Here is a 12,276-nt window from a genome sequence, read left to right as displayed (position 1 = left end):
CTTGTCAGACTGGAACGGGGCCGGGAAGAACTCTCATTTTTCCCAGCCCCGTTCAAGCTTAAGTATTACTTGTTTTCTGCATTTTCACGTGCGTGCTTTGCCCGTAAGTCGGCCTGCATCTTACCTTCGAAGGAGTCAACCTTGTAGAAGATTAAAGCGATAGCAGAAAGGGCAAAGCCAACCATTGGTACCCATACATAGTTAATTGTAATGGCGTTTAGTGAGGAAGCGGTCTGAGCGTGGTTGGCAACGTAGCCACCCATGCTAAGGATCCAACCGGTGACCGCACCACCGATTCCCATTCCAAACTTAGCGGAGAAGGATGAGAACGAGGTAACAATTCCTTCGGCCCGAACACCATTTTTCCATTCACCATAGTCAACGGCATCGGCCAGCATAACGGCAATCAAACCAGATACCAAACCGGTCCCTAGGTTAACAATAATGTTAGCGGCAATGATGACAGGTACGCTAGCAGTCTTTGCACCAATCCACATAACGAATTGGCCGATGATAGCAATTAGCATCCCGGAGAGCATCGTGTTACGCTTGCCAAACTTCTTTGAGCACCATGGAGTGATGGCAACCGTGATCAGTGCGAACAGTTGCAACCCCAGCATGATTGAGGTCAGCCAAGCGGCATTCATATTATATTTGAAGAAATAAACAGTGACTTGATTCCGGGTTTGCATCCCCATCCAGTAGATAAAGTTGATGAAGATGATGACCGCCCATGGCCAGTTGTGCTTCAAGGCCTTTAAGGAAGTCTTGATTGGCAATGCCTGCTTAGATTCCTTCGTCTGAATCCGTTCACGGGTGTTGGCAAAGGCATTAAGCAATAGAACACAGCCGACAATGGCCAGGATAATACTAGTAATGAAGAACCCTTTTTGCTCGTTACCATGACCAAAGGCATTTACCATTGGCAGTGCCAAGACGGAAACCAGGGTCCCACCAGCAGTACCGAAGAACTGCCGAATCGTGCTTAAGGTTACCCGCTCGTTCGGGTTGTTGGTCAGGTTAGGCAGAATCGACGTAATTGGAATGTTGACTGATGAGTACAGAACATCGACGCCAATATAGGTGACGTAGGCCCAAATAATCTTACCTTCCAAACTCATATGTGGCGTGGAAAATACCAGGACACAGAAGATGGAGTACGGGATGGCGAACCATAACCAGTATGGCCGTGACTTCCCCCACCGAGTGTGGGTGTGATCAATCATAATCCCCCAGAAGGGACCATCGACCGCATCAACCAACCGTGCGACCAGGAACAAAGTCCCGACGGCCGCAGCTGAGATTCCAAACGCATCAGTGTAGAAGAACATCAGGAAGTTAGAAATTAAACCAAATGACAAATTGCAGGCAAAGTCAGTTGCTGCGTAACTGATTCGTTCTGGCCAATGAACCAGGTTAGGCATCTTTGTTTGCTTTTCTGAAGCCTTATCCATAAATAGCACCTCGATAAATAATTCCAAAATCAAGAACAATTTGGACAATCCCAGGTTTGTTGTCCTCCCAAACAAACACAGTGTAGACCCATTAAAATCATTTTGCAAGCGTTTCCAGAAATTAGTTTTATAATTCAAATTTAGCGTTTTTGTCTACATATAATGTCAAAATAAAGGTAAATTCCACCTTTTCGTACTGTTGACAGCGCTTACTTTGCGATATACAATCAGGGCGTATTTAGGATTGTTTATGTAATAGACAAACTTACAGGAGGCACAATATGAAATTTACTAACGGTTTATGGCTGACCAAAGAAAATTTTGATATTAATTCACCCGCACAAGTATATGATTACAGTATCAGCGCAGACCACAAGAAGGCCGAAGTATTTGTTCCATATCATCCCGCCGACCGTCGTGACCAGACGACTGACATTGGGGCAACCACCATTAACTTTACTTCCCCGTTGAAGAATGTATTAGGGGTAAAGTTAACTCACTTTGCTCAATTTCCACTTAAGCCAAGTTTCCACATCAATGACCAACAAGTTACGATGGACGCTGATATAGTAAAAGATGATCATTTCACCCTCAAAACTGGTGATCTTTCTGTAACGATTCCCCTAGGCAAGCAGCCGTTTAAGATGCAGTTCAAAGGGGCAGACAAGCTTCTCACCACTTCCGAGCCAGGGATGCAGGCTGAAATTACCGATCGTGACACTGGTAAACACTATATGCGCGAAGCATTGGACCTCGATGTTGGTGAAAATGTCTACGGACTCGGTGAGCGGTTCTCCCACTTTGTTAAGAGTGGACAAAATGTGGAAATTGTTAACAAGGATGGGGGTACTGGAAGCCAACAAACCTACAAAAACATCCCCTTCTACATTACTAACCATGGCTATGGCGTCTTTGTTGATGAACCCGAAACAGTATCATTCGAAGTGGCCTCTGAATATAACGACAAGGTCCAATTTAGCGTCGAAGGCGAAAGTATCCAGTACTATATTATCTATGGACCAACCCCGAAGGATGTCCTTGTCAACTACACCAGTCTGACCGGCAAGCCGGCCCTACCACCTGCCTGGTCATTTGGCCTCTGGTTAACAACCTCCTTCACGACTGATTACAGTGAAAAGACGGTTCTCAACATCATCGATAAGATGAAAGAAAATAACATCCCATTAGATGTCTTCCACTTCGACTGCTTCTGGATGAAGGGCTTTGAATGGACCAGTTTTGAATGGGATAAGGATATGTTCCCAGATCCTGCTGGCCTGATAAAGAAGATTCATGACCGTGGCGTCAAGGTTTGTGTCTGGCTCAACCCATACATCGGCCAGAAATCCCGCCTCTTTATGGAGGCCCGGAATAAGGGCTACTTAATCAAGCAACCAGACGGTAATCCATGGCAGTGGGACCGCTGGCAAGCTGGTAACGCCTTCGTAGACTTTACGAATCCAGCCGCAGTCAAGTGGTATCAAGGCTACCTTAAGGACCTTCTCAATATGGGTGTTGATGCCTTCAAGACCGACTTCGGCGAACGAATTCCGGTTAAGGACGCGGTCTACTACAATGGTGCTGACCCAAAGCGGATGCACAACTACTACACCTTCCTTTACAATCAGACCGTCTTTAATGCTATTAAAGAAGTTAAGGGTGAAAAAGAAGCCGTAGTCTTTGCTCGTTCCGCAACCGTTGGCACTCAACAGTTCCCGGTTAACTGGGGTGGCGATAGCGATTCACGTTACACCTCTATGGCCGCTTCCCTTCGTGGAGGCCTGTCCTTCATGAGCTCCGGCTTTGGCTTCTGGAGTCATGACATCGGCGGTTTTAATGACCATTGCCCAACAGATCTTTACAAGCGGTGGACCCAGTTTGGCTTACTCTCTACTCATAGTCGTTATCATGGTAGTTCTGAATACCGGGTACCATGGCATTACGGGGATGAGGCAGTTGCAGTTTCCAGAAAGTTCGTCAAGAACAAGCTGGCTTTAATGCCATACCTCTTCGAACAAGCTGTTGAGACCCACGAGAATGGCTTCCCGATGATGCGGCCAATGTTTGTAGAATTCCCTAGTGATGAGTCTGCTGCCCCACTGGGCTCTCAATACATGTTGGGTTCTCAGCTGTTAGTCGCTCCAATCTTCAACGACCGCAGCGAAGGTAATTACTATCTCCCTGCTGGTAAATGGACAAATATTTTGACCAACAAGTCATATGACGTCGCTCATGGCCAATGGTTTAAAGAACATTTTGACTATATGACTCTGCCACTTCTGGCGCGGCAAAACGCCATCCTCCTTGAAGAACCAAACGCCGAGCACGCTAAGTATGATTACCTAGCTGCCTCTGCTCTCCATGTTTACCAACCAACCGCTGGTCAGCATAGCCAGCCATTGGTTGATGAGGAAGGGAACCACCAGGGTGAAATTACGGTTACCATTAAGGATAACAAACTAACCGTTAACGTCAGTGCTCTGAAGAAATTGCCGACCTTATACGTCCACGTTAATGATGAGGTCAAGGAATTCAAACTGACTGATGCTCACCAGACCGTTCAATTATGATATAGTCATCACGTTTAAAAACAACTAAGGAGCTGGGAAAAGCAAAATTTTCCCAGCTCCTTACTTTGAAAGGAATCATTATGGATTATTTAATCAATCACAGTCCTACCCGTCGTATTAACCTTAGCGCTGTTAAGCAGCAACTGTTTAACCACCAGGCGATTTCGCGGGCAGATATTGCTCGGTACACGGGTCTTCACCGGTCGACAATTTCCTCTTTGTTCGATGAACTTGACACTCAGGGTTACATCCACCACCTGGGCCATGGAAAGTCAACTACTGTAGGTGGTCGGAAGCCCGAACTGTACACTTTCAATGGACACTACGGTTATGTTGCCTGCTTCAATATTACCTATGCCCACCTCTATACAATGTTTCTTTACGTAAACGGCAAAGAAATCAGTTTTCAGCGCTTCGATACCTGTGGTCAAGATATTATTACTGTCATGGAACTGATTAATCGTCAGCTTCACAAGGCAGCTAGTCGACACGATACGACACACGGTTTGCTTGGCATCAGTATATCGATCCACGCAATCGTCGACCACAACAAAGTTACCCATTCACCTTATTACCCTATGAATGGAATCGACTTCCAACAGTATTTTACCAACCACTACCACGTTCCCGTTATTGTCGGAAATGAGGCTAACCTGACCGCCATTTACGAACGTGATTATGCCCGCCATGTCAGTCCAGCTAACTTTATTGTTTTAAGCATCCACCGGGGTCCTGGGATCGGAGTAGTTGCCAACCACCACCTCTTCAGTGGCTTTCAGGGAAAAACCGGTGAGTTAGGAAGCGTCAAGGTACCTAATTTGACGGGGCAATTTCAAGAGATTGGTGACTACTTGTCTGTTGACCATCTTCAGGCAGAAATCACTAAAGCCGCTGGTATTAACCCACACGCAGACTACTCGACTTTAAAACGGGTGGTTGCTACGGGCGGACCTAAGGTTGACCGTGTTATAACTTCTTTTGCGGAAGTCACAGGTCAACTGTTGTTTGATTTGCAGATGCTGTACGGGCCGGAAGAAATATTCATCAATTCCCCATTGATTGAGCTCATTCCTCAGCTTATCACAAAAATTAAAAATACTGCTCAGCAACACGCGGTTACTATTCCTGTTTCAGTCATAAGCGGCTCCCGTTATGTTTCTCTCCTAGGCGCAGCCGCAATGATCATTCGCCAAGTAATTGGACTACCTGATCGGGACCTAGACTTTAAATGGACAACTTCAGTCGGTTAACCTAAACAAAAGAAACGGACCCTTATCTCTCCGGGAAATTTCCGAGGGCTTTGGGTCCTTTACTTTACTATTAGTCAATATTTTCGACTTCGTTTGGCCATTGAAGCTTCAACTGGAAATCTTCTAGATCCAGCGCTTGATGAATTGCCAACGAACTGGCCCCCAAAAGCGAGGCCATCCGGGCGCCCTTAATCATTTTGATTGGTGAAAAGGCCCCCATCTCAATGAGCTTTTTCTGAACCTGTTTAAACAGTTCCGGAATATCTTCAAACAAGGTGGAGTTAAAGTAAACTTCTTGCGGGCCAAAGGACACGATGGCGTTGTATGAGGCTTCCGCAATCAGTTCCATCGCATGGTCAAAGATACGCAGCACCTGACTATCGTAGTGGTAAAGTTTAACAAGCTGGTCGCTGTCGATTTCCTTGAGGCCCTTGACCTCCTTGACCTGGTTAATAATGGCATCCTCTGAACAGAGTGATTCGACTTTCACTAACTTATGACCATTACCAGCATGGTCATTCATCAAGGTCCGGCCAATTTCACCAGCCATTCCCCGGTTTCCCCGGTACAGGCTACCGTTGGCGATAACACCGACCCCAATTCCCCGGTGGATACTAATGGTAATCAGGTCAGAAATATTGTCGGCCGCATAGTAGTCCTTCTCAAAGACGGCGGCTAGGTTGGCCTCGTTTTCCAGGACAACCGGGACCGCGAATTCCTTCTCGAAGTATTCTTGCAAGTCAATCCCGTCCAGTTCCAGGAATGGCGAATCTAGGACCTTGTTTTGGTAAACAATCCCGTGGATAGAAAAGCCAATTGCCAGAAGGCCATGTCCCGTCTGGTCAACTTTTTGCATCTTTTTGATTTCCTTCTTAATCATTTGCATGATGTTCAGAATATCAAACTGCTCGATTGGCTGACGGTTATACTGGATGATCTCCCCGTTCGTGTAGTTGAACATGGAGGCCATGTATGATGTCCCAATACTAAAGCTGGCAACAAAGCCATAGTTGTGATTTAACCGAACCAGGTGCGGCTTCCGGCCACCATTGCTGGTCGATTCCCCCTGGCGGACTTCTTCAATAAAGCCCTCATCATCCAGTTCACTATAGATTGAGGAAACTGTCGACTTGTTTAGGTGTAATTGGCGGGCAATCTCTGCTCGGGAGGTCTCCTTATTGTTAAAAAGCTGTTGTAAAACTAGTTTGCGGTTGTAAATTCGTGATAAATTACGGTGATCAATTGTCATATAATACTTTCCTAACTCTACCTAGATTAATCCATTAAATCTATTATAACACGTGGCTAATCACTGCAAATGAAGCAGTCGCCACTCCAAATAGCAATAGAGGATGATTAAAATGACGCAGTACCCCGCTGATAGCCAGGCAATAATTTGTACAATTAACCAGGAGGTGATTGCGGCAATGATTTGAAAGCAGATGGTTAAGACAATCCAGGCCACTAACCGTCGTTGGATTATCTGACGGTTTTTAATGATTTCGTTTTTTCCCATAATTAAAAAAGAGGCGTTTCACCGCCTCAATCAATCTTATTCGTTCTTTTCCATTTCTGCCCGTAATTTCTTACCGACTTCTTCGTAGCCGGGCTTGCCCAGCAAGCCAAACATGTTGGTCTTGTAAGCCTCAACCCCGGGTTGGTTGAATGGGTTAATCCCGTTCAGGTAACCGGAGATACCCATGGCCACCTCAAAGAAGTAGATCAGGTAACCGAGGGTGTATTCATTTTCTTCTGGAATGTGGACCGTCATTACCGGAACACCACCAGCGGTGTGGGCAGCGACCACAGCTTCGTAGGCCTTGGTGTTGGCGAAGTCCATTGTCTTGCCTTCCAGGTACTTCAGGCCGTCCAGGTTGTCGTCTTCACTAGGAATTTCAACGTCGAAGTTTGGCTTGTCCAACTTAACAACGGTTTCCATCAAGAAGCGGCGACCTTCTTGGATGTATTGACCCAGGGAGTGGAGGTCGGTGGTGAAGTTGGCGCTGGATGGGTAGATTCCCTTCTGGTCCTTACCTTCGGATTCACCGGCTAATTGCTTCCACCATTCGGCAAACATCCGCATGTTTGGTTCGTAGTTTTCGAGAAGCTCGGTTTCGTACCCCTTCCGGTAGAGGATGTTCCGGTAAGCAGCGTATTGGTAAGCCTCGTTCTTGGTCAGGTCAGGGTCAACGTAGTCCTTTTCGGCTTGGGCAGCCCCTTCCATCAGCTTATCAATGTCGGCACCAGATGCGGCAATTGGCAGGAGACCAACTGGGCAAAGGACGGAGTAACGACCACCGACGCCGTCCGGAATGACGAATGATTCGTAGCCGTTAGCGTCAGCTTCGGTCTTCAAAGCACCCTTGGCCTTATCGGTCGTAGCGTAGATCCGCTTGTTAGCTTCTTCCAGGCCGTACTTTTCAATCAGCTTCTTCTTGAAGATCCGGAAGGCGATTGATGGTTCCGTGGTTGTCCCAGACTTGGAAACAACGTTGACGGAGAAGTCCTTGTCGCCGATCAGCTGTAAGAGGTCGTGAACGTAGGTAGAGCTCAGGGAGTTACCGGCAAAGATTACCAGTGGGTACTTGCGGTCCTTGGCGCTTTGGGCCTGGTAGAAGGTGTTGTGCAAGAAGTCGATAGCCATTTGGGCACCGAGGTAGGAACCCCCGATTCCGATGACGACTAAGATGTCGGAGTCAGATTGGATCTTCTTGGCTGCGGCCTTGATCCGGGCGAATTCGTCCTTGTCGTATTCGGTTGGCAAGTGGAGCCAGTCACGGAAGTCCGCTCCAGCGCCGGTCCCGTTGCGGAGTTCGTCGTTAGCAGCGTTGACCATTGCCTGCATTTCACCTAATTCGTTGTCGTGAACAAATTGTTTTAAGGCACTACTGTCAAATTTTACTGTTGTCATTTTCAGAGCCTCTTTCTTAAATTAAAAAATACTTCACCACTAAATAATAGCGAATTACGAAGCCGGTTTCAATCCTTTGAACACTTGTTGCAAGCGTTTACATTATTTGTGATAATAGAATTATCAAAGGAGTGATTTTTAATGGAACAAAATACTAAAGATATGCTCGCGGGCAAGCCCTACTGCCCGGACACTGCCGAGCTAAACCAGTTTGCGCAACTTGCCCACCGTCTCTGCCGGGACTACAACCTGACCGCCGATGAGGACACGGTGGAACGCCACGTGATTATGGACCGCCTCTTTCCTGACCACCAGGAAGGCGTCTTTTTGCAGGGCCCCATTCACGTCGACTACGGCCGCTTTACCACCCTCGGTAAAAACTTTTATGCTAACTTCAACCTGACAATCCTTGATACCTGCCCGGTTAAAATCGGCGATAACGTCATGTGTGGACCAAACGTTTCCATCGTCACCGCCATGCACCCCCTGCCCTACTCACAACGCAACATCCGCAAGCAGGACAATGGCCAGGTTACCGATATCGAATTCGGTAAGCCGGTGACAATTGGCAACAACTGCTGGCTTGCTTCCAACGTTACCGTTTGCCCAGGAGTGACAATTGTGACGGTTGCGTAATTGGCGCCGGGGCGGTAGTTACCCACGACATGCCGGCCAACTCCTTGGTTCTCGGGGTCCCTGCAAAGGCCGTGCGGCAGATTACCGCGGCCGACCGGATGAAGAATTATCCTTACTAATGGAAAAACGAGGATGGGAAAGCGATAGCTTCTCATCCTCGTTTTTGTTTACAAATATTATCCGCTACAGATTAACTTTACATTATAGCGTGTTCTTTAGTGGGCAAATGCGGTTAAGATACTACCGGCAACGATGAAGACGATCCCGGCAATCGTAAAGCCCATTTCACGATGGGTCTTTTGTTCATGCAGAACGAAGACCCCACCGATTGTTGCAATCACCACGTTTAACTGGGTGAAAACAAAGGCAACGTTGACCCCGAAGGCCCGTCCTGCAAAAATGTATGCCAGGGCAGCAACACCCCAAGAAAGGCCCCCAAAGATGTTGAGGTATTGTTCACGCTGCTTAAAAGCGGAAATGTTTCCAGAAGCAATGGTGTAAATAACGGACCCTAACAGGATACCCAGCATTTCCGGAAGGAAGATCCCCAGTGACTTTTCGTTTGCCAACCATGGAATCTTAGGAAAGGCGGAGTAAACCCAGTAACCAAAGGTCGTAATCAGCAGGAAGAAGAAGTTTTGAATGGTAATCTTTTTCCCGCTACTTTGGTCGGTTACGGACGTCATCAAGGCACCAATGATAACAATTACCAGGGCCCCAAAACCAATCAGGCGGGCAGTGGAACTGTGCCATTCACCAAAGATAATTACCCCAATCAGGGAATTACCAATCAACTGGAACACCGTGGAAAGCGGGATGGTGTTTGAAACCCCCATCCGCTTAAAGGAAACGAACTGACCAATTTGACCAGTCGACCACAGGGCCCCACAGAGGACGGAAATCCAAAAGCCACGGGCACTAACGATCACTGCGTCCGGGTTCCCCGTCAAGTGAGCAATCGCAAAGGCCAGCAAGCCAATAATGGTGGCACCGGCCCCAATTCCAAATGTCTGGTTGACGGTGGAACCGCCGACCTTCCCAGTAATTAATGGCATGATCCCCCAACCAACGGCCGGGACCAATGCGAGTAAATAGCTTAGAAACATAACAATTCTCTCCTATCAATCAATCTACAAAGAGATAATTTATCATACTGGAAACGCTTGCACAACCCCTATTTTTTTGGTCTACCATGTTAACCGGTTGGTACTATTAATAAGTAAGTGCTTTATAAAAAATTGGTCTTGATCGTAAAGATTTACTAATCATTGGCCTCTTTTTTACTGTTAAGGGCTGTCTTTTCGTCAGGGAAATAGACGGTAAAGGTGCTACCTTTTCCGTACTCACTTTGGGCGGTAATCTTCCCCCCGTGGAGTTGAACAAGACGGTGCACAATCGCCAAACCAAGGCCTGATTCGCCGTACTTCGTATTCATTCGGGAACGATCGGCCTTGTAGTAACGTTCCCAAATGTTTTCCAGCTGTTCAGGGGTCATCCCAATTCCGTTATCTTGAACGGTAAATTGGGTACCGTTTGCGACTTGCTTCCCGCGAATCTTAATCTGACCATTCTGAGTGAACTGAATTGCGTTCTGGATGATGTTAAACATGATCTGCACGAAGCGGTCATAGTCCGCATAAACTAACAGGCCCTTAGCAACATCAACGTCCAGCGTATCTCCCTGGGCCTGGGCCTTCTTACTCAGTTGTTCCTCCAGGTTCTGTAAAACCGCGGACGCATCGAACAGCTTGCGTTCCATCGTAATCTGGTTCGTCCGAATTTTTTCGTAATTCAAATTATCGTTAACCAGCCGGATTAAACGCTTGGTTTCGTTTTGCATCAGCTCAATACTGTGTTTCTTATCCTCTTCCGGGATGACGTCATACTGGAGGCCTTCTAGGATCCCGTTAATCGTCGTCAGCGGGGTCCGCATCTCATGGGCGGCGTTAGCCATAAACTGGCGGCGCCGTTCCTCTTGCCGGTGGATTTCCTCCTGGGAAGCCTTAAGTGAGGCCGTCATCTGGTTGAAGCTCCGGCCAAGGTCACCAATTTCGTCCTTCCCCAAAGCCGGCAGTTGAACATCGTAGTTTCCCTTTGCCACTTGCGCGGTCGCCTGCTGGAGGTTACGGACCCGCCGCGTAATTGAGCGGGCAAGGAAGTAGCTCGCTAGCAGGGTTAATAGGCCGGCCACCAGCAGGGCCATAATCAGGTTAATTTTGATCTGGTGCATGTTTTGCTCAATAGACGACACAAAGGTCGCAATGGCCACCACGGCGACCAGCTTATTCTTGACCCGGTAAGGCCGAATGATTTCCGTCATCTGCGGAAGGCGGGTATCAGCAACCTTACGGGAAAGTTGGGGCGTGGCAATTCGGACGTAGATGGTCTCCCCCTTCTTTAGTTTTGCCCACTTATCAGCGGTAATCGTGGGGGTAAAGCCGTTGCTTGCAAAGACCTGGTTGTGGGTCGCATCATAGATCGCAAAGTGGACATTCTGGTCGGACAAGAGCTTAGCGTTGCTGTTCAAGGCCGGTGAGGCAAAGCCCTCAAAGCTGTGATCACCGGGGTTGTAACGGATGGCATCCTGGACAAGGCTGTCGGCATCGTTACGCAACTGGAACCAGGCGTTATGGTAGAGGGTCTGGTTAGTAACGTTAATGAACGAGAAGCTGAGGATGATCATCAGCAACATGATAATCGTAAAGAAGCTCAGCATTAAACGGTACATTAATTTCATTTTAGTTATTTTCATCATCGAACTTATAGCCTACTCCCCAAACGGTCTTAATCACCTGCGGGCCAAGGTCTTCCAGTTTTTGACGGAGCTTCTTGATGTGGGCATCAACGGTTCGTTCATCCCCGTAATACTCATAGTCCCAAACCAGCTGTAACAATTGTTCACGGGTGAAAACCTGGCGGGGCTTGCTGGCCAGAGTCTTTAGGAGGTCAAACTCCTTGGGGGTCAGGTCAGTGATCTGCTTATCGTAGAGGTATACCTCCCGGGTCTTGGTGTTCATCCGGAAGTGCTTCGTCTGAACATCAAAGCCACCATCGTCTTCTTGCTGGGCTTCGTTGGTAGTCTTACCGAGCTGGCTCCGCCGGTAAAGGGCTTTGATACGGGCAATTAGGGTAATTGCGCTAAAGGGCTTGGTGACGTAATCGTCTGCCCCAATTTCTAGGCCGAGAACCTGGTCACTTTCCGTGTCCCGGGCTGTCAGCATAATCAATGGTACGGTGGATGAGATTCGGCGGATGTCGGCAGCAACCTGCATTCCATCCTTCTTCGGCAGGTTCAGATCTAATAGGATGATATCCCACTTGTCGGGGTCGGCCTTAAACTTTTCTTCCGCCTCGATCCCATCGTAAGCAAATTCATAGTACCAGTTCTGCTTTTTAAGAAACATTGCCATCATTTCGCAAACAGAATGGTTATCTTCAATCATTAATATGTTCAT

8 protein-coding genes and 1 pseudogene are annotated in these 12,276 nt (G+C 47.6%); 3 read left to right on the top strand and 6 right to left on the bottom strand.

The window, feature by feature from the left end; genetic code table 11:
- Nucleotides 1-65: 65 nt before the first annotated feature.
- Entirely contained in the window at nt 66-1,454 is a 1,389-nt protein-coding gene (locus tag QOS01_RS01425) for an MFS transporter (protein ID WP_283620768.1), read from the bottom strand.
- Nucleotides 1,455-1,735: 281 nt separating this feature from the next.
- Between QOS01_RS01425 and yicI the strand changes: the two genes are divergently transcribed.
- Together yicI and QOS01_RS01415 are read left to right on the top strand one after the other, a co-directional pair.
- The gene (yicI, locus tag QOS01_RS01420) at nt 1,736-4,024 is read left to right on the top strand and encodes an alpha-xylosidase (RefSeq protein WP_283620767.1); all 2,289 of its coding nucleotides are present in this window, start codon (nt 1,736-1,738) and stop codon (nt 4,022-4,024) included.
- Nucleotides 4,025-4,104: 80 nt separating this feature from the next.
- Nucleotides 4,105-5,274, top strand: a complete 1,170-nt coding sequence (locus QOS01_RS01415) for an ROK family transcriptional regulator (protein WP_283620766.1) — start codon at nt 4,105-4,107, stop codon at nt 5,272-5,274.
- Between the two features lie 70 nt (nt 5,275-5,344).
- Here QOS01_RS01415 and QOS01_RS01410 read toward each other — a convergent pair whose 3' ends face one another.
- Both QOS01_RS01410 and QOS01_RS01405 read right to left on the bottom strand, forming a co-directional pair.
- Nucleotides 5,345-6,523 carry an ROK family protein gene (locus QOS01_RS01410; RefSeq protein ID WP_283620765.1) on the bottom strand — a complete coding sequence of 393 codons (1,179 nt, stop codon included), beginning with the start codon at nt 6,521-6,523 and terminating at the stop codon, nt 5,345-5,347.
- A 303-nt stretch (nt 6,524-6,826) separates the two neighbouring features.
- Nucleotides 6,827-8,185, bottom strand: a complete 1,359-nt coding sequence (locus QOS01_RS01405; protein WP_283620764.1) for a glucose-6-phosphate isomerase — start codon at nt 8,183-8,185, stop codon at nt 6,827-6,829.
- Between the two features lie 141 nt (nt 8,186-8,326).
- Between QOS01_RS01405 and QOS01_RS01400 the strand changes: the two are divergent.
- A pseudogene (locus tag QOS01_RS01400) lies at nt 8,327-8,940 on the top strand (sugar O-acetyltransferase).
- A 96-nt stretch (nt 8,941-9,036) separates the two neighbouring features.
- Here the strand turns inward: QOS01_RS01400 and QOS01_RS01395 are convergent.
- The 3 genes from QOS01_RS01395 to QOS01_RS01385 form a co-directional block, all read right to left on the bottom strand.
- On the bottom strand, nt 9,037-9,927 hold the full coding sequence (locus QOS01_RS01395; RefSeq protein WP_283620763.1) for a GRP family sugar transporter: 891 nt from the start codon (nt 9,925-9,927) through the stop codon (nt 9,037-9,039).
- A 155-nt stretch (nt 9,928-10,082) separates the two neighbouring features.
- Entirely contained in the window at nt 10,083-11,558 is a 1,476-nt protein-coding gene (locus QOS01_RS01390; RefSeq protein ID WP_283620762.1) for a sensor histidine kinase, read from the bottom strand.
- Between the two features lies 1 nt (nt 11,559).
- Nucleotides 11,560-12,276: a response regulator transcription factor gene (locus tag QOS01_RS01385; protein ID WP_283620812.1), complete on the bottom strand. Its 717-nt coding sequence runs from the start codon at nt 12,274-12,276 to the stop codon at nt 11,560-11,562.

The organism is Limosilactobacillus avium (assembly GCF_947381485.1).
Classification (GTDB): domain Bacteria; phylum Bacillota; class Bacilli; order Lactobacillales; family Lactobacillaceae; genus Limosilactobacillus; species Limosilactobacillus avium.
This window is presented reverse-complemented; position numbering and strand designations above follow the sequence as displayed.